Source organism: Rhodococcus sp. P14 (assembly GCF_000256505.1).
GTDB lineage: Bacteria > Actinomycetota > Actinomycetes > Mycobacteriales > Mycobacteriaceae > Rhodococcus > Rhodococcus ruber.
In genome coordinates this window covers 37,489-61,188 of record NZ_AJFC01000084.1, presented here as the reverse complement: position 1 = coordinate 61,188, position 23,700 = coordinate 37,489, and the positions used below count along the sequence as shown (strand labels likewise).

Genomic DNA, 23,700 nt, shown 5'->3' with positions numbered 1-23,700 from the left:
GGGGCCGCCCCCCGCCGGTCACAGTCCCGCCGGCGGGTGGCAGGTGTCCGTCCCCGGCGCCGGGACCGTCGAGCTCCCGGCCGGAAGCGCCATAGCGACGCGCGTGCGCGAGGAATCCGACGCAGAGCAGGACGGCGGGAACGACGTCTCCGGACGGTGGGCACAGGTCACCGTCATCGCCGAGGACGCGTTGTGGGCCGACGCCGCCGCCGCGGCAGCTCTGCGCCGCGGAGCGCCCGCGGTGCGGTGGCTCGAGCAGTACGACCTGGCCGCCCGCCTCGTCGACGGCGGCGACCGGGTGCACACGACCCGCCGCTGGTCCCGCCCGCACGCCGCCTGAGCGGCAGAGCTTGCGCCCGAATCGGCGGGCTTGCCCCGGTTTCCGCAGTCGGAAACCGGTGCAAGCCCGCCACAACGGGTGTCTGCTCTAGTTCTTACGCCACCGCCGGATGGTGCGGACGAGGGTGTCGGTGGAGGTGTCGCCGGTCTCGGGGTCCGCCGCGCCGGTCAGCGCGGGGGCCAGTTGCAGGGCCTGGGTCTTGCCGAGTTCGACGCCCCACTGGTCGAACGAGTCGATGCCCCAGATCACGCCCTGGACGAACACCTGATGCTCGTACAGGGCGATCAACTGGCCCAGCGTCGCCGGCGTCAGCGCCGGGGCGAGCAGGGTGGTCGAGGGCCGGTTGCCGGGCATCACCTTGTGCGCCACCAGCGCCGGGTCGGTGCCGTCGGCGGCGACCTCGGCCGCGGTCTTGCCGAACGCGAGCACCTTGGCCTGGGCGAGCATGTTCGCCAGCAGCACCTGCTGCATGCTCCCGGTCCCGTCGATGGTGGGCAGATCCTCGAGCGCGGTGGCGAACCCGACGAAGTCGGCCGGGATCAGCCGGGTGCCCTGGTGCAGCAGCTGGAAGAACGCGTGCTGACCGTTCGTGCCCGGCTCACCCCAGAAGATCTCCCCGGTGTCGTGGTCGACGGGGCTGCCGTCGAGCCGCACCGACTTGCCGTTCGACTCCATGGTCAGCTGCTGCAGATACGCCGGCAGCCGCGCCAGGTCCTGGCTGTAGGGCAGCACCGCCCGCGTCTGCGCCCCCAGCACCGACGCGTACCACACCCCCAGCAGCCCGAGCAGCACCGGCGCGTTCGCCTCGAGCGGCGCGGTGGCGAAATGCTCGTCGACGGTGTGCATCCCGGCCAGGAATTCGGCGAACCGCACCGGGCCGATCGCGCACATCACCGACAGGCCGATCGCCGAACCCACCGAGTACCGCCCACCCACCCAGTCCCAGAACCCGAACATGTTCGCCGGGTCGATACCGAACTCGGCGACCTTGGTCGCGTTGGTGGACACCGCCACGAAGTGCGCCGCGACGGCGTCCTCGCCGAGGGCGGCGACCAGCCAGCGCCGCGCGGCGGTGGCGTTGGTGAGCGTTTCGATGGTGGTGAACGTCTTCGACGCCACCACGAACAGCGTCCGGGCCGGATCCAGGCCGGACAGCTGCGCGGTCAGATCCGCCGGATCGATGTTGGCGACGAACCGGGCGTCCGGGCCGTCGGCGTAGTGCCGCAACGCCCGCGCCACCATCGCCGGGCCCAGGTCCGAGCCGCCGATGCCGATGTTGATCACCGTGGTGATCGTCTCCCCGGTGGCGCCGCGCCAGGTGCCGGAGCGGACCTGCTCGGCAAAGCCGGCCATCGCGTCGAGCACGGTGTGGACGTCGGGGACCACGTCGGCGCCGTCCACGGGCAGCGTCGCCGACCGCGGCAGCCGCAGGGCGGTGTGCAGCACCGCCCGGTCCTCGGTGCTGTTGATGCGTTCCCCGGCGAGCATCGCGTCGCGGCGGGATTCGACCCCGGCGGCCCGGGCCAGATCCAGCAGCAACGCGACGGTGGTGTCGGTGATGCGGTGCTTGCTGTAGTCGATGTACCAGTCGCCCGCGGTCACCGACAACCGCTGCGCCCGACCCGGATCCGCCGCGAACAACCCTCGCAGATCCACCGCCTCGAGCTCCGAACGGTGCTGGGACAGCTGCTGCCACGGTGCGGTTCGAGTCACGTCGCTCATGAATTCAGAGCCTAGTGCGGGCCCGTAGTTACCGGCGGGTTCGGAACCCGTCCGGGTCCCGGAGCGCATGATGTGGGACATGGACACCGACGAACTGATCCGGACCGTACCGACAGAACTGTTCCTCGGCGGGGAATGGGTGGCCGCCGAGAACGGCGCCACCTTCACCGTCCACGATCCCGCCACCGGCGACATCCTCACCGACGTCGCCGACGCGAGCCCCGCCGACGCCGTCCGCGCCCTCGACGCCGCGGTGGCCGCCCAGCACGAGTGGGCGGCGACCGCGCCGCGCGAGCGGGGTGAACTGCTGCGTTCGGTGTTCGCGAGGATCACCGAACGGGCCGAGGACTTCGCGCTTCTGATGACTCTCGAAATGGGCAAGGCCCTGCCGGAGAGCCGGGCCGAGGCCAAGTACGGGGCCGAGTTCTTCCGCTGGTTCGCCGAGGAGGCGGTGCGGATCTCGGGGCGCTACACGCACGCACCCGCCGGCAACGGACGGATCCTGGTGACCAAGCAAGCGGTGGGACCGTGCCTGGCGATCACGCCGTGGAACTTCCCGCTCGCGATGGGCACCCGCAAGATCGGTCCCGCCCTCGCCGCGGGCTGCACGATCCTGATGAAGCCCGCGTCGGAGACCCCCCTGACGATGCTGCTGCTCGCCCAGCTGTTCGCCGAGGCCGGGCTTCCGAAGGGGGTGCTGTCGGTGCTGCCGACCTCGCGTGCCGGCGCGGTCACCGGCCCGCTGATCGACGATCCCCGCCTGCGCAAGCTGACCTTCACCGGTTCCACCGAGGTGGGCCGGACCCTGTCCGAACGGGCCGGGAAGGCGATGCTGCGCACGTCGATGGAACTGGGTGGCAACGCGCCGTTCCTGGTGTTCGACGACGCCGACCTCGACGCCGCGGTGGAGGGAGCACTGGCCGCCAAGCTGCGCAACGGGGGCGAGGCGTGCACGGCCGCGAACCGCTTCCACGTCGCCAACCCGGTGCGGGAGGAGTTCGTGAAGAAGCTCACCGAGCGCATGGCGCAGTACCGGCTCGGGCCGGGTACCGACCCCGGCACCACGCTCGGTCCGCTGATCAACGCGGGCCAGCGGGAGACCGTCGGCACGCTGGTGCAGGACGCGGTCGCGGCCGGTGCGAGCGTGCGGCTCGGCGGGGACGTCCCCGACGGTCGGGGGTGGTTCTACCCCGCGACCGTGCTCGACGGAGTGACGGCCGACGCCCGGATCCTGCGCGAGGAGGTGTTCGGTCCCGTCGCCGCCGTGACCGGATTCGACACCGAGCAGGAGGCGATCGACGCGGCCAACGCCACCGAATACGGACTGGCCGCGTACATCTACACGCAGAACCTGGACCGGGCGCTGCGGGTGTCCGAGGCCCTCGAATCCGGCATGGTGGGCGTCAACCGGGGCGTGATCTCCGACGTCGCGGCGCCCTTCGGCGGCGTCAAGGCCTCCGGGCTGGGCCGCGAGGGCGGCAGCGAAGGCATCGAGGAGTACCTCGAGACGAAGTACATCGCGCTGCAGTGACCTGCGCGACGGCTACGCCCCCGACCGTCGCGTGCTCGGGGGCGTACCGGGGCCGGGGTGCCTCGGTGACCCCGGCCGCAGCCTCGGTGGGTCCAGGCGGCCGCGGCCTCAGTGACCCAGGCGGCCGCGGCCGAGTCGCAGCAGCAGCATGGCCAGCGTGTGACCCTCCTGGCCCAGCTCGCTGAAGCGCTCGAGGACCTTCATCTCCCGGCTGTGGACCAGGCGGGTGCCGCCGGATGCCATCCGGGTCTGGCCGATGATGCGCGAGACCTCGGTGCGGCGCTTGACCGCCGCCAGGATCTCGGCGTCGAGCCGATCGATCTCCTTGCGGAGCTCGTCGATCTCCGCCTCGGTGGTGGGCAGGGCAGCATCGGATGCGCTGGCTCCGGAACCGGTGGCCTCGGTGTTGGTGCTCATGTCGTCTCCTCGCGTCAGCTCTGGGATCGCTTCGGATTCTGCGGGCGTTACCGGTCCGGCCGTCGGCTCGGGCTTCGGTGGCGCGGCAGCCGAAGCCTCGGGGTGCGGTCAGGCCTCGGTCATCGGCTCTCACACCGATGGCAGTGTCGCCGGTAGCGGCGACGTGGAGCACATGACATGACGTTCAGTTTGCCACCCGTCCCCGAACCGGCCAAGTAAGGCATACCTGTCGAATCGCCCCCGCCCGGCCGGCACGGCTGTCGGCGATCGCCGGTAGTTTGGTACCACGATGAACACTCCCGTTGCCTCCGGCCGTCCCGTCCCCGCCCCGAACCCGGGGGTGCGAGCGACGACCTCCGACGCTCTGCTCGAGGGCCTCAACCCACAGCAGCGGGAGGCGGTGACCCACACGGGTTCTCCGCTGCTCATCGTCGCGGGCGCCGGCTCGGGGAAGACGGCGGTGCTGACGCGGCGCATCGCGTACCTGCTGGGGGAGCGGAGGGTGACGCCGGGCCAGATCCTGGCCATCACGTTCACCAACAAGGCGGCCGCCGAGATGCGCGAGCGCGTCGCCCACCTGGTCGGCCCGCGGGCGAACAGCATGTGGGTGTCGACGTTCCACTCGAGCTGCGTGCGGATCCTGCGCGCGCAGTCGGCGCTGCTGTCGGGGATGAACTCGAACTTCACCATCTACGACGCCGACGACTCCCGGCGGCTGCTCACCATGATCGCCAAGGATCTCGACCTCGACGTCAAGCGGTACTCCGCGCGGCTGCTGGCTACGCACATCTCCAATCTCAAGAACGAGCTGATCGGTCCCGAGGAGGCCGCGGCCGCCGCGGATCGCGAGGCGGCGGACCTGCCGCGGATCGTCGCGACGGTCTACGCCCACTACCAGCAGCGGCTGCGTGCGGCCAACGCCTTCGACTTCGACGACCTGATCGGGGAGACGGTGGCGCTGTTGCAGGCGCATCCGCCGGTGGCGGAGTACTACCGCCGACGGTTCCGCCACGTTCTCGTCGACGAGTACCAGGACACCAACCACGCGCAGTACGTGCTCGTGCGCACGCTCGTCGGCGGGGCGGACGACACCGTGTCGGACGACGCGGTCGCGCCGGCGGAACTGTGTGTCGTCGGCGACGCCGACCAGTCCATCTACGCGTTCCGCGGCGCGACGATCCGCAACATCGAGGAGTTCGAACGCGACTATCCCGAGGCTCGCACGATCCTGCTCGAGCAGAACTACCGTTCCACCCAGACCATCCTCTCCGCGGCGAACGCGGTGATCGCCCGCAACACCGGGCGTCGGGAGAAACGGCTGTGGACTGACTCCGGTGCGGGGGAGCCGATCACCGGGTACGTCGCCGACAACGAGCACGACGAGGCGCAGTTCGTCGCCGCGGAGATCGACCGGCTCGTCGACGCCGGGGACGCGAAATTCGCCGACATCGCCGTCTTCTACCGCACCAACAACTCCTCGCGCGCCCTCGAGGACGTGTTCATCCGGCACGGCGTGCCCTACCGGGTGGTCGGCGGCGTGCGCTTCTACGAGCGCAAGGAGGTGCGGGACCTCGTCGCGTACCTGCGGGTACTGGCCAACCCGGACGACACGGTCAGCCTGCGCCGGATCCTCAACACCCCCCGTCGCGGCATCGGCGACCGCGCCGAGGCCTGCGTGGCGGTGCACGCCGAACGCACGGGCGTCGGGTTCGGCCGGGCCCTGCGCGATGCCGCCGAGGGAACCGTGCCGCTGCTGAATTCCCGCTCGCAGAAGGCCGTCGCCGCGTTCGTCGACCTCATGGACGAACTACGGGCGATGCTCACCGAGACCGACGCCGACGGCAACGACCTCGTCGACATCGGCGACATCGTCGAAGCGGTGCTCGATCGCACCGGGTATCGCGCCGAGCTCGAGGCCAGCGACGACCCGCAGGACGGCACGAGGCTCGACAACCTCAACGAGTTGGTCAGCGTCGCAAGAGAATTCAGTTCGGACGCGCGTAACGCCGCAGGTCTCGAGGACGAACGCGAGGTGCCGGAGGGGGAGCCCGAGCCCGGTTCCCTGGCGGCGTTCCTCGAGCGGGTGTCGCTGGTGGCCGACGCCGATCAGATCCCCGAGGAGGGCGACGGGGTCGTCACCCTGATGACGCTGCACACCGCCAAGGGGCTCGAATTCCCGGTGGTGTTCGTCACCGGGTGGGAGGACGGGCAGTTCCCGCACATGCGCGCTCTCGGCGACCCTGCCGAACTCTCGGAGGAACGGCGCCTGGCCTATGTCGGCCTCACCCGTGCGCGGCACCGCCTGTATCTGAGCCGCGCGGTGCTGCGCTCGGCCTGGGGGCAGCCCGTGACCAATCCGGAATCGCGTTTCCTCCAGGAGATCCCGCAGGAACTCGTGGAATGGCGCCGGGAGGATCCGGGGGTCGCCGGTGGGCACGCCATCGGTGCCGGGCGGGGCCGGAGCGGTTACGGCGGAATCGGTTCCGGCTTCGGGGGCGGGACTTCCCGGTTCGGCGGCGACCGGCCGTCGATGCCGAGTTCCGGGCGTTCGCGCAACAACCATCTCGTGCTCGCCGTCGGCGATCGGGTCAGCCACGACAAGTACGGCCTCGGCACGGTCCTCGAAACCCGCGGCTCCGGGCCGACCGCGACGGTGGTCGTCGACTTCGGCAGCGCCGGGAAGGTGCGGTTGATGCTCGTCGGCGGCGTGCCGATGGTCAAACTCTGAGCCGGACGCGATACGGGCCCCGCACCAGCCGGTGCGGGGCCCGTATCGCGAATGCGGTCGGCGGTCAGTCGTTCCGGATGCCGAGGGAGATGCCGCGAGTCGCGAGCCAGGGCAGCGGATCGATCTTGTCGATGCCGTTGAGGTGGACCTCGAAGTGCAGGTGCGGGCCGGTGGACTGGCCACGGTTGCCCATGGTGGCGATCTGGTCACCCGCCATGACCTGCTGACCGACGGTCACGAAGGACTGGTCGATGTGACCGTAGACGGTGACGGTGCCGTCGGCGTGGCGCAGACGCACCCACATGCCGAACCCGGACGCCGGACCGGAGTCGATGACGGTGCCGTCGGCGACCGCGAGGATCGGGGTTCCGATGGGACCGGCGATGTCCACACCGGCGTGCAGGGTTCCCCAGCGGGCGCCGTAGCTGGAGGTGAAGACGCCCGCGGCCGGCAGGACGAACAGGGGGCGACGGGCGGCGGCCTCGCGGGCGGCGCGCTCCTCGCTGAAGCGCTGGCCCTTGGCGAGCAGATTGGAGAACTGGGACAGGTCGTTCGGGTCCGCGATGTTGAGGACCTGAGGGGCCTGGGAGGGAGTCGCGCTCTCGGACTCGGTCTCCGCGGCGAACTGGGCGGCCTGCGGCACCGCGGTGGCGGTGATGACGTTCGAGCCGGTGGTGTCGGCGGCGAGGGCGACCTCGGAATGCTCGGAGTTCTGAGCGGGGCCGCTGGTGGCGGCCTGACCCGCGGCGACGACGGCGCCGGCGGCGACCGCGAGGACCGCGGCACGGCCCTTGAGGGCGGCGGGCGGAGTGGGAACGCGGTGGGCGCCGCCGCGACGAGGCGGGGCGGCCGGATCACCGTCGGACACTGCGGGGGCGGTGAGCGGGCGGGCCGGCTCGTCGCCGTAGAATTCGTACTGCTCGGTGGTGCTGGTGTTACGGAAATTCACAATGCTCGAGACGTCCGGATCGTCCGCAGGGCCCTCGTCGAAGTAGTGCTCGTGCGGCTGCCAGTGGCCCGGGTAGAGGCGGTCGGTCGCCCCTGCGAAGTCGATATCGTCGAACTCGCTGTCGGGACGGCTGTCGGCGCGGGGAGTGCAAGTGTGCATCGACTGCCGTCCTCCGTTCGTGACCTGACCGTTACTCGGACCGAAGCGACGGTAACGAAACGATCGCAAGCGTGGCAACCTAAACGGGCAGGAAATCGGACCTTGTGACCGGCATCACAGTTTGAGCTGGGCAAATCTGGAAACATTTCCCTGGTTACGGGGCGATACCGAAGACTTACGGTGTGTCACGCCGGGATGTACCGGAAGGCCGTCGTAGCGTCGGATCGTGCCGAGCCGCCCGCCCGTACTTCTCGCTGCGCTCGTCCTGGCCGCGCTCGGAGCCACCGCGGTGGCGGTCGCGCCGCTCCTGCCCGTGGTCCGTGCCGACACGGGACCGGTCGGCGCCGCCTCGGGCGCCGCGTCCCTCGTCGCTGCCGTCGTCGCGCTCGCGGTTCCCGCCGGTGCGGTGAGTCTTGCCCGCCGGCGCGGCCCCCTCCCCGCCGTCCGGGCCGCCGCGCTTCTCGCTGGAGCGGGGTTCGTCGCACTCGGCGCGGCCCTGCTCGACGTCGCGCTGTTCACCGACGCCCTCGACGCGGACCGCCTCGAGCTGTTCCGGCCCGTCACCGCCGCGGGACTCGCGGCAGGTCCCGGCGCGGGCGTCGTCCTCGCCGGTCATCTCGCCTCGGTCCTCGCCGGGGCCCTCGGAGCCGTCGCGGTCCGGCAACTGGAAGCCGAGCCCGACGCCCACCTCCCCGGCGAGGACCGGCCCGCGGTTGCCCGCACCGGGGCTCCGGCGGCGGCCGGTGTGGCGGGAGCTGCACTTGCCGCGGCCGGTGCGCTGCTCGCCCCGCCCTTCGTGTCGAACGACCCGGTCCTGCTCGGTTCCGGCGTCCTCGACGCCACGCCGGCTGCGGCGATCGGCGCCCTGGTGGCGGCGGTCGCGGTGCTGCTGGCGGCGACGTGGGCGCTGGTGACCTCGTCGTCGGCCGCCGCAGCCGGGGCGTTGGCCGGTGCGGGGCTCGGTGCGCTGGGCATCCTGGGGCCCCGGCTGGCGGCGGGACTGAGCGGTGCGCGGCTGACGCCGTCGTCCGCGGCCGCCGTCGGCGTGCTCGCTGCCGTCCTGCTCGTCGCGGCCGCGGCCGCGCTGCCCCGGCTCGTCGCACGGTCCGATCACGCCGCCGGGCCGGTGCCCAGGGTGCTGCCGTCCGCTCCCGCGGCGCGGCATCGGCAGGCGGGTGTCGCGGGGCTCGTCACCGGCGCCGTCGCGACAGTGGGTTCGCTGCTGCCGGCGCTGTCGGTGCCCGCCGGTGCGGCGCCCGAACTGCCTGCCGCCCGCATGCTGTTCGCCGCGGGTCTGCTCGTGCTGGCACTGAGCGTGTGGCTGCTGCTCTCCGAGTTCGCTGCTCCGCTGCGACCCGCCGTCGTGGTGCCGGCCGCCGGGGTGGTCACCGCCGCCGGGGCGGTGCTGCAGTCCTGGGTGCTCGCCGCGGGCCTGCCCGGTGTCGGCGCCGGGCCGGGCACCTGGCTGGCCGGGGCCGCCATCCTGGGGGCGGCGGTGACGGGCGTGTTCGTCGTCCTCGCGGGAGGTGCGGAACGCGACGGCATCGACACCTCCGTCGAACGGATCGCCGGGCCCGTCGCGCGCACGGTGGGCGCGGCGGCGGCGCTCACTGCCGGTGCCGGGGTGCTGCTGCCGTTGCAGCCCGGCGCCGGCTCGGTGCTGAGCTACCCCTGGGGGTACGACGTGTGGGGGCGGGCGGTGCTCGCCGTCGCGGTGGTCGCCGCGGTGCTGGTCGCAGCGCGTGCGCGGCCGGCCCGCGGCAGTGTGCTGTTGCTCGGTGCGGCGGCCTCGGTGGCCCTGTACGCGGCCTCGTGGGTGCTCGTACGGACCCCGGAGCAGGAGCCGGTGAACGGAGTCCTCACGCTGCCTGCAATCCTGGGGGTGGTGCTCCTCCTGGCTGCGGCGTGGCTCACAATCCGGGAGGAAAATCCGTGAGGTACCCCTCGGGGCCCCACTCCGGTGACATGCGACACATACCAGGAGTGCGGGCGTTTGGTGGGACTTCCGACTAGTTACAGTCCGAACGGACCCGCTCATACCCCTCGAGCGGGCGTCAACGCAGACGAGACGGTGAGCAGATGGATCTCTTCGAATACCAGGCGAAGGAACTCTTCGCCAAGCATGGTGTGCCGACGTCGCTGGGTCGTGTGACCGACACGGCCGACGATGCCAAGGCTATCGCCGAGGAAATCGGTAAGCCTGTGATGGTCAAGGCCCAGGTCAAGACCGGTGGTCGTGGCAAGGCCGGCGGCGTGAAGTACGCCGCCACCCCCGAGGATGCGAAGACCCACGCCGAGAACATCCTCGGCCTCGACATCAAGGGTCACATCGTCAAGAAGCTGCTGGTCGCCGAGGCCAGCGACATCGCGGAGGAGTACTACATCTCCTTCCTGCTCGACCGTGCCAACCGCACCTACCTGGCCATGTGCTCGGTCGAGGGCGGCATGGAGATCGAAGAGGTCGCGGCAACCAAGCCCGAGCGTCTCGCCAAGGTGTCCGTGGACGCCGTCAAGGGTGTCGACCTCGCGTTCGCGCGCAGCATCGCCGAGCAGGGCCACCTGCCCGCCGAGGTGCTCGACGCCGCGGCCGTGACCATCCAGAAGCTGTGGGAGGTCTTCGTCGCCGAGGACGCCACCCTGGTCGAGGTCAACCCCCTCGTGCGTACCCCCGACGATCAGATCCTCGCCCTGGACGGCAAGGTCACCATCGACGAGAACGCGGGCTTCCGTCACCCCGAGCACGCCGAGCTCGAGGACAAGGACTCCACCGATCCGCTCGAGGCCAAGGCCAAGGAGCACGACCTGAACTACGTCAAGCTCGACGGTCAGGTCGGCATCATCGGCAACGGCGCGGGTCTGGTCATGTCGACCCTCGACGTCGTCGCGTACGCCGGTGAGAAGCACGGCGGCGTCAAGCCTGCCAACTTCCTCGACATCGGCGGTGGCGCCTCGGCCGAGGTCATGGCCGCCGGCCTGGACGTGATCCTGAACGACTCCCAGGTCCAGAGCGTGTTCGTCAACGTGTTCGGTGGCATCACCGCGTGCGACGCCGTCGCCAACGGCATCGTCAAGGCGCTCGAGATCCTCGGCGACGAGGCCAACAAGCCGCTGGTCGTCCGTCTGGACGGCAACAATGTCGAGGCCGGCCGCAAGATCCTGGCCGACGCCAACCACCCGCTGGTCACGCTGGTCGGAACCATGGACGAGGCCGCTGACAAGGCCGCCGAGCTGGCGTACGCCGCGAAGTAAGGACACACGGAGAACATGTCTATCTTCCTCAACAAGGACTCGAAGGTCATCGTCCAGGGCATCACCGGCGGCGAGGGCACCAAGCACACCGCCCTGATGCTCAAGGCCGGGACCCAGGTCGTCGGCGGCGTCAACGCCCGTAAGGCCGGCACCACGGTGTCCCACACCGCGGCCGACGGTTCCGCCGTCGAGCTGCCCGTCTTCGGCACCGTCGCCGAGGCGATGAAGGAGACCGGCGCGGACGTCTCGATCGCGTTCGTTCCCCCCAAGTTCGCCAAGGACGCCATCATCGAGGCCATCGACGCGGAGATCCCGCTGCTCGTGGTCATCACCGAGGGCATCCCGGTGCAGGACACCGCGTACGCGTGGGCCTACAACGTCGAGAAGGGCAGCAAGACCCGGATCATCGGCCCCAACTGCCCCGGCATCATCACCCCCGGCGAGTCGCTGGTCGGCATCACCCCGGCCAACATCTCCGGCAAGGGCCCGGTCGGCCTGGTGTCGAAGTCCGGCACGCTGACCTACCAGATGATGTTCGAGCTGCGTGACTTCGGCTTCTCGACCGCCATCGGCATCGGCGGCGACCCGGTCATCGGCACCACCCACATCGACGCCATCGAGGCGTTCGAGAAGGATCCCGAGACCAAGCTCATCGTCATGATCGGCGAGATCGGCGGCGACGCCGAGGAGCGCGCGGCCGACTACATCAAGGCGAACGTGACCAAGCCGGTCGTCGGCTACGTCGCCGGGTTCACCGCTCCCGAGGGCAAGACCATGGGCCACGCCGGCGCCATCGTCTCCGGCTCCTCGGGCACCGCGCAGGCCAAGAAGGACGCCCTCGAGGCGGCCGGCGTGAAGGTCGGCAAGACGCCGTCCGAGACCGCCGCTCTCGCGCGCGAGATCCTGCAGTCGCTCTAGAACAGAGCGGAGCGGCTTCGCCGCCGGTGTGTCCTTTGGGCGGTCCAGGCAGCCCAAAGGACACACCGGCGGCTCCGCTGCCTACCCGTCGACCCATTCGGTGCCGACGGGCACGAGTTCCCCCGCACCGGCCGTCACCGATGCCACCACGCTCTGCAGTTCGGTCGCATCCCGCGCCGCGACGGTGAAGACGACACGCTCCGTGTAGGACACGTCGAGCACGCTCACTCCGCGGCCCCGTAGTTCCGACTCCACGCGTCCGGCATCACCGTGCCCCACCGCCAGCGTGAACACCTCCCGCCGCTCCCGCGGCACCAGCGTCGCCGCGTCGACCGCAACCGCCACCGCACCCGAATACGCTCGGACCAGTCCGCCCGCGCCGAGCTTGATGCCCCCGAACCATCGGGTGACCACCACCGCGACGTTCACCAGGTCGCGGTGGTGCAGCACCTGCAGCATCGGCACCCCGGCCGTGCCACCCGGCTCCCCGTCGTCGCTCGACCGCTCCGCCCGGTGCGCCGGCTCGTCGCCCACCACGAAGGCCCAGCAATGATGCCGCGCATCGGGATACAGCCGCCGCTGTTCCTCGACGAAGGCGAGCGCGGCGGTGTCCGAGTCGACGCGGCGCAGCACGGCGAGGAAGCGGGAGTGCTTGATCTCCGTCTCGGCGACGACGTCCGGTCCGGGCTCGAGGGTGCTGGGCATGGGCACATTCTCGCCGGTGGGGATTCGCCGGATTCGCGGGACTCCTGCCGCCCACGGTGATCGTGCCTAGGCTGGTCGCAGAGCAGCCGACGACATCAGGAGGAGCGATGACCTACCCAGCAGGCTCGGGAACGGGCCGGTCCGACAACCCGGCAGGCCCCTCGGGGTCGTCGACCGGGGCAGGACCCGGGTCCGCCGCCCGCGGCGTCTCCGACAAGGTGGTGCCGCTGCTCCTGCCGATCGCCGTCGCGGTGCTGGCGGGGCTGAACTTCCTGCTCGGCCTGGCGCCGTACGTGCGCATCTCCTTCGGCACCCAGGTCGCGCTGTCGTCGTTCGACTTCGGGTTCGCGGTCGTCCCGCTGGCCTTCTTGCTCTTCGGCGGCGCGGCCGCTGCGCTGTCGCTGCTGCCGGGTCAGGACCTGCGCTCCGTCGCGGTGGCGGCCTCCGCGGTCGGCTTCGTGGTGTCGCTGTTCCAGCTCTTCCACCTCCCGGACGACACCGGCATCTCCTGGGGTGGGGTGTCGATCCTCGTCCTCGGTTTCCTGCAGACCGCGCTCGCGCTCATGGCGCTGCTCTTCGGGATCGGGATTTTGGTGCCCGGCCAGCGTCGTTCGCCCGCGCAGTCGTTCGGCGGCCAGGGCGGCGGCCAGGGTTACGGCGGGCAGGGTTACGGAGCGCAGGGTGCCGGAGCGCAGGGCTACGGTGCGCAGGGCTACGGTGCGCAGGGTGCCGGTGGGGGGCAGGGTTACGCTCCCGGCGCGACGGCGAGCGGATACGGAACGCCGGGCTCCGGGTACCCTTCCGGATCCTCGGCCTACCCGTCCGGGACCTCGGCCTACCCGTCCGGGACCTCGGCGCAGTACCCCGGCTACCAGCAGGCGCAGTACCCCTCGGGTCAGTACCCGTCCGGTCAGTACCCGTCGGGTCAGTACCCGTCCGGCCAGTACCCCTCCGGCCAGTACGCCGGGGGCCAGTACCCCGGCACCCAGTACTCGGGGGCGCAGCCGCGCGAGCACTACCCCAGCCCGGACGCCGGCGCCCAGACCGAACACCTGAGCCAGCCGCTGCGCGTCGACCGGCAGCATTCCGAGGGCCAGCACCCCGGACAGCAGGCCTACACCCCGACGGGCGCGCAGGCGCCGTACGGTGCGGGGACTCCGGGTCCCGCCGGTCGGACGGGCGAGTCTGCCGGCGGCGACGTCGACGAGCCGACGGTGCTCGCCCCCCGGGGCGCAGACTCTGAGCGCGAGGCCACCGGCCGTTCCTCGGAGGGGGACACCGAGCGGACGTCGGATCCGGCGCCGACGCAGGCGTTCCGTCCCGGCGACGAACCGCGGTGAGGGCTCCCGCACATGCTGCGGCGCGCCTGACCGTCCCGATCGTCGCCGGGTGACACTCTCGACACGATGACCTCGACGCTAGGCCGGTCCGACCGGCACACGACCCCGGAAGGCACCCCGGTCGAACCGGAGCAGTTGCGGATCCTGCTCGGCACGGCGGCCAAGGTGCCGGCGGTGACCCTCGCGTTGATCGCCACGCTGGTGGTGACCACTATGGTGGCCGCGAGCAGCGACCTGACCGGCATCTACGCGGCCATCGCGGGCAGCTGGCTGGCCCTGCACCAGGTGACATTGACGATCGACGGGGTACCGCTGGGGGTGCTGCCGTTGCTGCCGACAGCGGTGCTGGTGTGGCTGACCGCTCGGGCCGCACGGTCGGCCACCGACGGTGTCGTCGCCCTCGGTGGCCGTCCGCTCGATCGCCGGAACGCCTCGCGCATCGCGGCGGCCACCCTCGCCGGTCCGACGGTGATCACGGTGGCGGCACTGATCGTGATCCAGGATGCGGCAAGTGTCCTGCCTGTCGTCACCCCCAATCCCGCGTCCGCGCTGGCGTGGGTGACCGCGCTGTACCTGGTCGGGGCCGGGCTCGGCATCGGTTCCCGGACGTGGCGGCCGCTGGCGTCCCGCTACGGCGTGCCGAACTGGCTGGTCGCCGCCGTGCGTCCCGCGGCCCGGACGGTGCTGGGGATGTTCGCCGCGGGCGGGGCGGTGACCGTGCTCGCGCTGCTGTGGTCGTGGACCGTGGTCGGTGACCTTATCGGCCGCGGCGGGGGAGCGGTCGGCGCCCTCGGGCTGACGGTGTTGTCGGTGCTGTACCTGCCCAACGTGCTGATCGGGGCCGCCGCCGTGGTGACCGGCAGCACGGTGCAGTTCGGCGACGTGCGCGTGAGCCTGTTCGAGGCGACCGGCGGGGGCCTGCCTGCCCCGCCGGTGCTTGCCGTGATCCCACCGGGACCGGCCGCGCCGTTCTGGCCCGTGCTGCTCGCCGTCCCCGCGACGGTGGGCGCGCTGCTCGGGCGGTACGTCGCCCGGTGCCACCTCGAGGCACGCGCCCGAGGGGAACGCGTGTCGTCCACCGACGCCGCCCTCACGGTGGTTGCTGCGGCGGCGCTCGCCGGTGCGACGACCGCGCTGGCCACGTGGGCTGCCGGTGGCCCGCTGGGGGTCTTCGGTGTGGTCGGCGGAAACTGGTGGCTGGCCGGGGTGCTGGTGTTCGCGTGGACGGGACTGCTCGGCCTCGTCACCTCGCAGCTGCTGCTCTGGCGCGAGCACCGCCTGGCTGCGGTGGAAGCCGCCCGGCAGTCGGCCGCCGAGGAGAAGCTCACCGATGACGAGGTCGCCGGAGAGCAGCTCGCCGACGAGGAGCCCGGCGACGAGGCGGCCGAGGGCCCCGGCGACGAGCCGGCCGAGGAGGACGTCGCCGCCCCGCTCGTCGACGACGTCCGGGCGCTCGAGGCGGCACCGGTCGCCGCCGTGCTCGACGCCGAGATCGTCGAGGACGACCCCTCGGCCGCCGACGATGCGGCCGTCGCCGCGGACCCGGACACCGAGGACCCGGACACCGAGGACCCGGACACCAAGGACCCGGACACCAAGGACCCGGACACCGAGGACCCGGGCACCGAGGACCCTGTGGCCGAACGTACGGACGTCGTCGACGCGACGATCGAGGACGCGGCCGACGAGCCGGCCCGGCCCGTCGAGAGGGACCGGGATGCCGGCGCGCCACCGGAGCCCAACGGCGACCTGCCGGAGGGTGCCACACCCCCCAAGGGCTAGGCTCTACCCGGCCGAGCCTCCGGCCGCCCCCTCTCGAGTTCCAGGAGTAGAGCGCTGACTGCCTCGCGTGACCAGCTGCCGCCCACTGTGCCGGCACGGGTCGTCGTCCTCGCTTCGGGCACCGGCAGCCTGCTGCGGTCGCTGATCGACGCGACGCACACGGACGGATATCCCGCCCGGATCGTCGCCGTCGGAGTGGACCGCGAGTGTGCCGCCGAGGGGCATGCGGAGGCCGCCGGTATTCCCCATGTCCGTGTCGCTCTGCGCGAGCACCCGGACCGGGCCGCGTGGGACCGCGCCCTGACCGACGCCGTCGCTGCGCACGAGCCGGACCTGGTGGTCTCGGCCGGTTTCATGAAGATCCTGGGGCCGGTCTTCCTGGACCGGTTCGGGGGCCGCATCGTCAACACCCATCCGGCGCTGCTGCCCGCGTTCCCCGGCGCACACGCCGTGCCGGACGCCCTCGCCTACGGGGTGAAGGTCACCGGCTCGACCGTGCACCTGGTCGACGCGGGTGTCGACACCGGTCCCATCCTGGCGCAGGAACCCGTGCCGGTCCTCGACGACGACGACGAGGCCACCCTGCACGAACGCATCAAGGTTGTGGAGCGACGACTGCTGGCCGACGTGGTCGCCGCCGTCGCCACCCGTGGAGTTGTATCCGATGGACGAAAGGCCGTGATCCCCAGTGACCGAACGTAAGGCTGTGCGACGCGCACTCGTCAGCGTCTACGACAAGACCGGTTTGGTCGAACTGGCGACGGGCCTGCACGAGGCGGGTGTCGCGCTGGTCTCCACCGGGTCCACGGCGGCCACCATCGCCGGCGCCGGAATCCCCGTCACCAAGGTGGAGGACCTCACCGGATTCCCCGAATGTCTCGAGGGCCGGGTCAAGACGCTGCACCCGCGGGTGCACGCCGGCATCCTCGCCGACACGCGCAAGCAGGATCATCTCGATCAGCTCGCCGAACTCGGTGTCGAGGCGTTCGAACTGGTCGTGGTGAACCTGTACCCGTTCACGCAGACCGTCGCCTCCGGCGCCACCGCCGACGAGTGCGTCGAGCAGATCGACATCGGCGGCCCGTCCATGGTGCGTGCCGCCGCGAAGAACCACCCGTCGGTCGCGGTGGTCGTCGACCCGGCCCGCTACGACGACGTGCTCGACGCCGTCAAGGGCGGCGGTTTCACCCTGTCTCAGCGCAAAGCCCTTGCCGCCCAGGCATTCCAGCACACCGCCGCCTACGACGTGGCGGTGGCGAGCTGGATGAACGCCGGCTACGCCGCCGGGGAGTCCGACACCGCCGAGCAGTTCCCGGCGTGGGCCGGTGCGACGTGGGAGCGCGCGGCCGTGCTGCGCTACGGCGAGAACCCGCACCAGGCGGCGGCGCTGTACGTGAACGAGGCGGGCGAGCCGGGTCTGGCGCGGGCCGAGCAGTTCCACGGCAAGGAGATGTCGTACAACAACTATCAGGACGCCGACGCGGCCTGGCGCGCCGCACACGACCACGACCGGCCGTGCGTCGCGATCATCAAGCACGCCAACCCGTGTGGGATCGCGGTCGCGGAGTCCGTCGCCGAGGCGCACCGCAAGGCACACGAGTGCGATCCGGTGAGTGCGTTCGGCGGCGTGATCGCCGTCAACCGTGAAGTGAGCGTGGCGATGGCCGAGCAGGTCGCCGAGATCTTCACCGAGGTGATCATCGCCCCCGGCTACGCGGACGGCGCGGTCGAGGTGCTCAGCCGCAAGAAGAACATCCGCATTCTGCGGGCCGACTCGCCGCAGGCGGCGCAGATCGAACTGCGGCAGATCTCCGGCGGAATGCTGCTGCAGGAGCGCGACACCCTCACCGCGCCGGGCGATTCGGCCGCGAACTGGGAGCTGGCCTGCGGCGAGGCCGCCGACGCCGAGACCCTCGCGGATCTCGAGTTCGCGTGGCGTGCCTGCCGGGCCGTGAAGTCCAACGCGATCCTGCTCGCCGCGGGCGGCGCCACCGTCGGTGTCGGCATGGGGCAGGTCAATCGCGTGGACTCCGCCCGGCTCGCGGTCTCCCGCGCCGGGGACCGGGTCGTCGGATCCGTCGCCGCATCCGACGCGTTCTTCCCGTTCGCGGACGGCCTGCAGGTGCTCACCGAGGCCGGTGTCCGGGCCGTCGTGCAGCCGGGCGGTTCGGTGCGCGACAACGAGGTCATCGAGGCCGCTCGCGAGGCCGGCGTGACCCTGTACCTCACCGGCGCACGCCACTTCGCGCACTGAGCGACGCCGGCCGCCCGCACGCGCCGGTCAGGCTGCGTGCGGGTGCCCGGTCGCCGGGCGGGTCACCGTCCGCGGCGCGGCGTCGCGGGCGTCGGAGATGACCAGCCGGGCGGCGCCGCGGTCGAGCAGTTCGCGGATGAGGTCCGCAGCGGCCGCAGCCTGTTCGGTGCCGACGTGGCTCAGGTCGATCGTGATCGCGTGACCGGTGAGATCGTCGGGCAGGTCCTTGGGGACGGCGCCGGTGGCGCCGAGTCGCAGTTTCATCGTGTTCTCCTCTTACTGGACAAGATCGGTATGCGGGGAAAAGAAAGGGCACCCGAGGCGATGTGCCCGGGTGCCCGAGAAGGAATCGGTCGAGTCGTCGACTCATTCCCGGGGTCGCCACTTGGCGAAGTGGAAGTACGCGTAGGTGTGTCGGCACCAGCTGGGTACGGCAACGCGCATCGACTTCGCCGCGATGACCTTGTCGTCTCGCATCGGACCGTACCTTTCTCGTGTGTTCCTACGGGTTAACCGGACACCATACCCGAGTAAAGCGAATCTGACATCTCTTGTGTTCCGCCCGTCTCGGGCGAGGGGTCAGAGCTTGGCGAGCCACGCCTCGAAACCGCGGGTGAACTCGTCGGAGAAGGGCAGATCGGCGATGTAGTCGGCACCGGTGGACTGCTGGTCGCCGATGTCCTTGAGCACGTGGTTGGACCGGTGCAGGCGCAGGGACGTCAGGTTCGTGTGCACGAGCGCCGAGTCGAGGGCGTCGACGTCCTCGACCCGCACCTGGATGTCCTTCGCCGAGACGCTGGTCAGCACCGGCAGCCCGCCCTCGAGCTGAGCCGCGAGCATCCGCGGATCGAGCGCGTCCTCCTCGGCAAGGGCCTTGGCGTTGGCCGAGACCAGACCGGCGTTGCGCAGCGGCTCGGGCAGGGTGTCGCTGAGGGTGCCGTCGGCGCGCAGCGATTCCACGGCGCCGGCGAGGGCCAGGCGCAGTTCGTCGGCGACCTGGATCGGGAGCTGACCGGCGTCGACGACCGCGTCGAGCTGGGCGTCGATCTGGGCGGTGAGCAAGTCCAGCAGCCGCACGGCCAAGGGCTCGAGCAGCGCGATGCCTGCGACCGGGGCACCGGCGTCGGCGAGGGTGAGGGCGATGAGGGCGCCCTCGCTGTGCCCGACCACGTAGAGCCGCTCGGCGTCGATGCCCGGCTGCGCGGCGAGGAACCGGAGGCCGTCCGTGGCGGCGTCGATGAACGTGGAGAACCCGAGGTCGGCGACGTCGGCGACGTCGTACGGGCCGAGGCCGGTCACACCGCTGCCGAGCTTGTCGTAGCGCAGGCTCGCGAAGCCGTTGCGCTCGAGCACGTCGGCGAGGTGGCGCAGCGTGCCGATCGGGCCGGGCAGCAGCGCACTGTCGCCGTTGCGATCGGTGGGACCGCTGCCGGCGAGCAGCAGCACGGCGGGGACGTTTCCGTCGCTCGCGGCGGGCACGCGCAGGCTGCCGTGCAGGGTCACGTCGCCGCTGGAGAAGGAGATGTCGGTGTCCGCCATGCGTCGTGTCTATCAGAACCGGTCAGACCGTCCGCAGGCGGCTCAGCCGTCGATACCCGCGGTGGACGGCCCACACGAAGCCCGCGAGCAGGGGCACGACGAGCAGCGGGACGACGAGCGCGATCAGCGACGTGACGAACGACAGCAGGTCGTCGAGCAGCGACAGCGCCGGGTTGCCGAGTCCCGCGGTGGTGACCGTGCTCGCCGCGCGGGTGCCGGTCTGCACAGTGCTCACCGCCATCGCGGTCGGGGCGCCGACGACGATGCCGGCGAGAGCGGCCATCGCCGGGTCGAGATCGGCGAACGCCGCCCAGGCGGCCAGCGCGCCCGCGACGGGCCGCACGACGGTCGCGACGGCCGAGAGGACGTTGTCGACGAAGGGGACGAGGTCGGCGCCGACCTCGACGACGGTGGCGATCGCCAGGGCGACGAGCGCGCCCGTCGACCCGACCCACTGCATCGACTCGTTGAGCGCGATTCCGAACAGGCCGAAGTGCACTGCGGTGCCGAGCATCAGCAGCGGGAGAAAGGTGCGCAGGCCGGTGGCGGCGGCCAGCCCGATGCCCAGCAGTGCCGCGAGGAGCCAGGTGTCCATGGCGGGAGTCTAGGGATCGGTGCCGACAGCGCGCTCCGGCACGGCCCGATCCGGGAAGAGCTGCCGGTACGGCGCCGGTTCCGGGTGGGGCACCGCCGCGGCTGCAGGTGCCGAAATCACCGAACGCTCGTACCTTGGGAGGGGTGACGTCACCCACACTCAGGCCGTCCACCGTCGGAGAGCTGCGTGCCTCGGGACACGAGCACCGCTCCGTCAAGGACGAGATCCGGCAGAACCTGCTCGCCGCCCTGCGCGACGGCCTCGACCCGTGGCCGGGCATCGTCGGATTCGACGACACCGTCGTTCCGCAACTCGAACGTGCGCTGCTCGCGGGCCACGACGTGGTGCTGCTCGGTGAACGCGGGCAGGGCAAGACCCGGTTGCTGCGCACCCTGCCGCTGCTGCTCGACGAGTGGACACCGGTTATCGCCGGTTCCGAACTCGGCGAGCACCCCTACGACCCGATCACCCCCGCCTCGATCCGCCGCGCCGCCGAACTCGGCGACGACCTGCCCGTCGCCTGGCGGCACCGCAGCGAACGCTACGCCGAGAAACTCGCCACCCCCGACACCTCCGTCGCCGACCTGGTCGGCGACGTCGACCCCGTCAAGGTCGCCGAGGGCCGCAGCCTCGGCGACCCCGAGACCATCCACTTCGGTCTCGTGCCGCGCGCCCACCGCGGCATCGTCGCCGTCAACGAGCTGCCAGACCTCGCCGAGCGCATCCAGGTCTCGCTGCTCAACGTCATGGAGGAACGCGACATCCAGGTGCGCGGGTACACGCTGCGGCTCCCGCTCGACGTCCTGCTCGTCGCCAGCGCCAATCCGGAGGACTACACCAACCGCGGCCGGATCATCACCCCGCTCAAGGACCGGTTCGGCGCCGAGATCCGCACCCACTACCCGACGCAGCTCGACGACGAGATCGCCGTCATCGAGCAGGAGGCGCAGCTGCAGGCCCGGGTCCCGGACTTCCTGCTCGAGATCCTCGCCCGCTTCACCCGCCTGCTGCGTGAATCCACCTCGGTGGACCAGCGTTCCGGTGTGTCGGCGCGCTTCGCCGTCGCCGGCGCCGAGACCGTCGCCGCCGCGGCGATGCGTCGCGGCGCCGTGCTCGGCGAGGCCGACCCCGTCGCACGTCCCGTCGACCTCGGCACCGTCGTGGAGGTGCTGCGGGGCAAGGTCGAGTTCGAATCCGGCGAGGAGGGAAGGGAATTCGAGGTCCTCGATCACCTCCTGAGGCGGGCCACCGCGGACGCCGCCCGCACCCGGCTCGCCGGGGTGAACCTCGGCCCGCTCGTCACCGCCGTCGAGCAGGGACAGCCGGTGGTGACCGGGGAACGGATCACCGCCAAGGCGCTGCTGGACGAACTGCCCGACCTGCCCGTCCTCGACGTCGTCGCCGAGCGGCTCGGCGCGGAGGACATCGGAACGCGGGCTGCCGCCGCCGAACTCGCGCTCGAGGGCCTCTACCTCGCGCGGCGGATCGCCAAGCACGCCGACGACGACGGCGCCGCGGTGTACTCCTGATGAGCCGGGGCGCGCGGTACGGGCCCTACGACGGCGGCGACCCCCTCGCCCCGCCGGTGGATCTGCGTGAGGCCCTCGCCGCGATCGGCGAGGACGTGCTGGCCGGCAGTTCGCCGCGACGTGCGCTGCGGGAACTGCTGCGCCGCGGTCACGGCTCGATGCGCGGGCTGGACCGCCTTGCGGCGCAGGCGAATCGGCGTCGGCGGGAGCTGCTGGACCGGACGAACCTCGACGGCACGCTGCGCGAGGTGCGTGAGCTGCTCGACCGGGCCGTCCTCGAGGAACGCAAGGCCCTCGCACGCGCACTCGACGACGACGCCCGGTTCGCGGAGATGCGGATCGAGGAACTGCCCGCCTCCACCGCGCAGGCCGTGCAGGAGCTCGCCGACTACGACTGGCGCAGCCCGCAGGCCCGGGAGGACTACGAGAAGATCCGTGACCTGCTGGGCCGCGAGGTGCTCGACCAGCGGTTCGCCGGGATGAAGCAGGCCCTCGAAGGTGCCACCGACGAGGACCGTGAGCGCGTGAACCGCATGCTCGAGGATCTGAACGATCTGCTGGACAAGCATTCCCGCGGGGAGGACACCCAGGAGGACTTCGAGCGGTTCATGGCCGAACACGGCGACTTCTTCCCGGAGAATCCCGGCAACGTGGAGGAACTGCTCGACTCGCTGGCCCAGCGCGCGGCGGCGGCGCAGCGCCTGCGCAACTCGCTCAGCCAGGAACAGCGCGACGAGCTCGACGCCCTCGCTCAGCAGGCGTTCGGTTCGCCGAGCCTGATGTCGCAGCTCGACCGTCTCGACTCGCACCTGCGTGCCGCCCGCCCGGGGGAGGACTGGACCGGGTCGGAGCGGTTCCGAGGGGACCGGGGAATGGGCCTGGGCGAAGCGACGGGGGCGCTGCAGGACGTCGCCGAACTCGACGCACTCGCCGAGCAGCTCTCCCAGCAGTACGCCGGCGCCTCCCTCGACGACATCGACCTCGACGCGCTGGCCCGCCAGCTCGGCGACGACGCCGCGGCCGATGCGCGCACGCTCGCCCAGCTCGAGAAGGAACTGCAGCGGCAGGGGTTCTTCGACCGGGGCGCCGACGGGCACTGGCGCCTGTCGCCCAAGGCGATGCGCGAACTCGGCCGGACCGCGCTGCGCGACGTCATGGACCAGCTGTCCACCCGGGGCGGGCAGCGCGAGACCCGCCGGGCGGGGGCCACCGGTGAGCCCACCGGGGCGTCGCGCCCGTGGGAGTTCGGCGACACCGAGCCGTGGGACGTGGTGCGCACCCTCACCAACGCGACCCTGCGCGCCCCCGCGCGGATCCCGGTGCGGATGGATGTCACCGACGTCGAGGTCGTCGAGACCGAGCAGCGCACCCAGGCGGCGGTGGCGCTGCTGGTGGACACGTCGTTCTCGATGGTGATGGACGGCCGGTGGGTGCCGATGAAGCGCACGGCCCTGGCCCTCAACCACCTGGTCTCGACCCGGTTCCGCGGCGACGCGCTGCAGCTGATCGCGTTCGGCCGGCACGCCCGCGTCGTCACCGCCTCCGAACTCGCCGGGCTGGACGGGGTGTACGAGCAGGGCACGAACCTGCACCACGCGCTGATGCTGGCCGGCCGGCACCTGCGCCGGCATTCCAATGCCCAGCCGGTGGTGCTGGTGGTCACCGACGGTGAGCCCACCGCGCATCTCGAGGCGGACGGCTACGCGGCGTTCGACTATCCGCCCAGCGCCCGCACGCTCGGCATGACGGTCCGTGAGCTCGACCATCTCGCCCGCGTCGGGGCGCACGTGACGATCTTCCGGCTCGGCGACGATCCCGGGCTGGCGCGGATCGTCGACCGGATGGCCCGCCGGGTCGGTGGCCGGGTCGTCGCGCCGGACGTCGACGGCCTCGGGGCCGCCGTCGTAGGCGACTACGTGCGGCTGCGCCGCCGCTGACCCACC

At 71.5% G+C, this 23,700-nt stretch carries 18 protein-coding genes and 1 pseudogene; 12 read left to right on the top strand and 7 right to left on the bottom strand.

Annotated elements, in window-relative coordinates; translation table 11 throughout:
- Positions 1-340: pseudogene (locus OEY_RS28085) on the top strand (FAD:protein FMN transferase); the annotation flags it as partial.
- A gap of 87 nt (positions 341-427) precedes the next feature.
- Here OEY_RS28085 and pgi read toward each other — a convergent pair.
- Positions 428-2,062, bottom strand: a complete 1,635-nt coding sequence (gene pgi, locus OEY_RS0106285) for a glucose-6-phosphate isomerase (RefSeq protein ID WP_010593044.1) — start codon at positions 2,060-2,062, stop codon at positions 428-430.
- A 79-nt stretch (positions 2,063-2,141) separates the two neighbouring features.
- Here pgi and OEY_RS0106280 point away from each other — a divergent pair, with 79 nt between their 5' ends.
- Positions 2,142-3,593, top strand: coding sequence for an NAD-dependent succinate-semialdehyde dehydrogenase (locus tag OEY_RS0106280; RefSeq protein ID WP_010593043.1), 1,452 nt, complete (start codon positions 2,142-2,144; stop codon positions 3,591-3,593).
- 108 nt (positions 3,594-3,701) lie between these two features.
- Here OEY_RS0106280 and OEY_RS0106275 read toward each other — a convergent pair whose 3' ends face one another.
- Positions 3,702-4,010 carry a chorismate mutase gene (locus OEY_RS0106275; RefSeq protein WP_003937752.1) on the bottom strand — a complete coding sequence of 103 codons (309 nt, stop codon included), beginning with the start codon at positions 4,008-4,010 and terminating at the stop codon, positions 3,702-3,704.
- Positions 4,011-4,299: 289 nt separating this feature from the next.
- On the opposite strand from OEY_RS0106275, the gene pcrA reads away from it, so the two are divergent.
- The gene (gene pcrA / locus OEY_RS0106270) at positions 4,300-6,738 is read left to right on the top strand and encodes a DNA helicase PcrA (RefSeq protein ID WP_083846930.1); all 2,439 of its coding nucleotides are present in this window, start codon (positions 4,300-4,302) and stop codon (positions 6,736-6,738) included.
- A 64-nt stretch (positions 6,739-6,802) separates the two neighbouring features.
- Here the strand turns inward: pcrA and OEY_RS0106265 are convergent, their stop codons facing one another.
- On the bottom strand, positions 6,803-7,846 hold the full coding sequence (locus OEY_RS0106265) for a M23 family metallopeptidase (RefSeq protein WP_010593041.1): 1,044 nt from the start codon (positions 7,844-7,846) through the stop codon (positions 6,803-6,805).
- 226 nt (positions 7,847-8,072) lie between these two features.
- On the opposite strand from OEY_RS0106265, the gene OEY_RS0106260 reads away from it, so the two are divergent.
- The 3 genes from OEY_RS0106260 (at position 8,073) to sucD (ending at position 12,013) form a co-directional block, all read left to right on the top strand.
- On the top strand, positions 8,073-9,782 hold the full coding sequence (locus OEY_RS0106260) for a hypothetical protein (RefSeq protein ID WP_010593040.1): 1,710 nt from the start codon (positions 8,073-8,075) through the stop codon (positions 9,780-9,782).
- Between the two features lie 143 nt (positions 9,783-9,925).
- Positions 9,926-11,095, top strand: a complete 1,170-nt coding sequence (gene sucC, locus OEY_RS0106255) for an ADP-forming succinate--CoA ligase subunit beta (protein WP_010593039.1) — start codon at positions 9,926-9,928, stop codon at positions 11,093-11,095.
- 15 nt (positions 11,096-11,110) lie between these two features.
- Entirely contained in the window at positions 11,111-12,013 is a 903-nt protein-coding gene (sucD, locus tag OEY_RS0106250; protein WP_010593038.1) for a succinate--CoA ligase subunit alpha, read from the top strand.
- 81 nt (positions 12,014-12,094) lie between these two features.
- Here the strand turns inward: sucD and OEY_RS0106245 are convergent, their stop codons facing one another.
- Positions 12,095-12,718: an IMPACT family protein gene (locus tag OEY_RS0106245; protein ID WP_010593037.1), complete on the bottom strand. Its 624-nt coding sequence runs from the start codon at positions 12,716-12,718 to the stop codon at positions 12,095-12,097.
- Between the two features lie 107 nt (positions 12,719-12,825).
- Between OEY_RS0106245 and OEY_RS0106240 the strand changes: the two genes are divergently transcribed.
- The 4 genes from OEY_RS0106240 (at position 12,826) to purH (ending at position 18,094) form a co-directional block, all read left to right on the top strand.
- On the top strand, positions 12,826-14,058 hold the full coding sequence (locus tag OEY_RS0106240) for a DUF5336 domain-containing protein (protein WP_010593036.1): 1,233 nt from the start codon (positions 12,826-12,828) through the stop codon (positions 14,056-14,058).
- Between the two features lie 66 nt (positions 14,059-14,124).
- Positions 14,125-15,840, top strand: coding sequence for a cell division protein PerM (locus tag OEY_RS0106235; RefSeq protein ID WP_010593035.1), 1,716 nt, complete (start codon positions 14,125-14,127; stop codon positions 15,838-15,840).
- A gap of 87 nt (positions 15,841-15,927) precedes the next feature.
- Complete coding sequence (purN, locus tag OEY_RS0106230; protein ID WP_010593034.1) at positions 15,928-16,542, top strand: phosphoribosylglycinamide formyltransferase; 615 nt, start codon at positions 15,928-15,930, stop codon at positions 16,540-16,542.
- Complete coding sequence (gene purH / locus OEY_RS0106225) at positions 16,529-18,094, top strand: bifunctional phosphoribosylaminoimidazolecarboxamide formyltransferase/IMP cyclohydrolase (RefSeq protein ID WP_010593033.1); 1,566 nt, start codon at positions 16,529-16,531, stop codon at positions 18,092-18,094. Before purN ends, purH begins: the two co-directional genes overlap by 14 nt.
- Before the next feature lie 27 nt (positions 18,095-18,121).
- Here purH and OEY_RS0106220 read toward each other — a convergent pair whose 3' ends face one another.
- From OEY_RS0106220 to OEY_RS0106205, 3 genes are all read right to left on the bottom strand, one after another.
- The gene (locus tag OEY_RS0106220; protein WP_006945013.1) at positions 18,122-18,358 is read right to left on the bottom strand and encodes a hypothetical protein; all 237 of its coding nucleotides are present in this window, start codon (positions 18,356-18,358) and stop codon (positions 18,122-18,124) included.
- Between the two features lie 315 nt (positions 18,359-18,673).
- Positions 18,674-19,633 carry an alpha/beta hydrolase family protein gene (locus tag OEY_RS0106210; protein ID WP_010593032.1) on the bottom strand — a complete coding sequence of 320 codons (960 nt, stop codon included), beginning with the start codon at positions 19,631-19,633 and terminating at the stop codon, positions 18,674-18,676.
- Between the two features lie 22 nt (positions 19,634-19,655).
- Positions 19,656-20,228: a DUF4126 domain-containing protein gene (locus OEY_RS0106205; protein WP_010593031.1), complete on the bottom strand. Its 573-nt coding sequence runs from the start codon at positions 20,226-20,228 to the stop codon at positions 19,656-19,658.
- Positions 20,229-20,371: 143 nt separating this feature from the next.
- Between OEY_RS0106205 and OEY_RS0106200 the strand changes: the two genes are divergently transcribed.
- Both OEY_RS0106200 and OEY_RS0106195 read left to right on the top strand, forming a co-directional pair.
- The gene (locus OEY_RS0106200) at positions 20,372-21,757 is read left to right on the top strand and encodes a sigma 54-interacting transcriptional regulator (RefSeq protein ID WP_010593030.1); all 1,386 of its coding nucleotides are present in this window, start codon (positions 20,372-20,374) and stop codon (positions 21,755-21,757) included.
- On the top strand, positions 21,757-23,694 hold the full coding sequence (locus tag OEY_RS0106195) for a vWA domain-containing protein (protein ID WP_010593029.1): 1,938 nt from the start codon (positions 21,757-21,759) through the stop codon (positions 23,692-23,694). Before OEY_RS0106200 ends, OEY_RS0106195 begins: the two co-directional genes overlap by 1 nt.
- Positions 23,695-23,700 lie beyond the last annotated feature (6 nt).

Bases quoted from the DNA above. Each gene is read 5' to 3' on its own strand.
- OEY_RS0106195 (WP_010593029.1), top strand. From the start codon at position 21,757: ATGAGCCGGGGCGCGCGGTACGGGCCCTACGACGGCGGCGACCCCCTC.
- OEY_RS0106245 (WP_010593037.1), bottom strand. From the start codon at position 12,718: ATGCCCAGCACCCTCGAGCCCGGACCGGACGTCGTCGCCGAGACGGAG.
- OEY_RS0106210 (WP_010593032.1), bottom strand. From the start codon at position 19,633: ATGGCGGACACCGACATCTCCTTCTCCAGCGGCGACGTGACCCTGCAC.
- pgi (WP_010593044.1), bottom strand. From the start codon at position 2,062: ATGAGCGACGTGACTCGAACCGCACCGTGGCAGCAGCTGTCCCAGCAC.
- OEY_RS0106275 (WP_003937752.1), bottom strand. From the start codon at position 4,010: ATGAGCACCAACACCGAGGCCACCGGTTCCGGAGCCAGCGCATCCGAT.
- sucC (WP_010593039.1), top strand. From the start codon at position 9,926: ATGGATCTCTTCGAATACCAGGCGAAGGAACTCTTCGCCAAGCATGGT.
- sucD (WP_010593038.1), top strand. From the start codon at position 11,111: ATGTCTATCTTCCTCAACAAGGACTCGAAGGTCATCGTCCAGGGCATC.
- pcrA (WP_083846930.1), top strand. From the start codon at position 4,300: ATGAACACTCCCGTTGCCTCCGGCCGTCCCGTCCCCGCCCCGAACCCG.
- OEY_RS0106265 (WP_010593041.1), bottom strand. From the start codon at position 7,846: ATGCACACTTGCACTCCCCGCGCCGACAGCCGTCCCGACAGCGAGTTC.
- OEY_RS0106280 (WP_010593043.1), top strand. From the start codon at position 2,142: ATGGACACCGACGAACTGATCCGGACCGTACCGACAGAACTGTTCCTC.
- OEY_RS0106220 (WP_006945013.1), bottom strand. From the start codon at position 18,358: ATGAAACTGCGACTCGGCGCCACCGGCGCCGTCCCCAAGGACCTGCCC.
- OEY_RS0106205 (WP_010593031.1), bottom strand. From the start codon at position 20,228: ATGGACACCTGGCTCCTCGCGGCACTGCTGGGCATCGGGCTGGCCGCC.
- OEY_RS0106235 (WP_010593035.1), top strand. From the start codon at position 14,125: ATGACCTCGACGCTAGGCCGGTCCGACCGGCACACGACCCCGGAAGGC.
- OEY_RS0106240 (WP_010593036.1), top strand. From the start codon at position 12,826: ATGACCTACCCAGCAGGCTCGGGAACGGGCCGGTCCGACAACCCGGCA.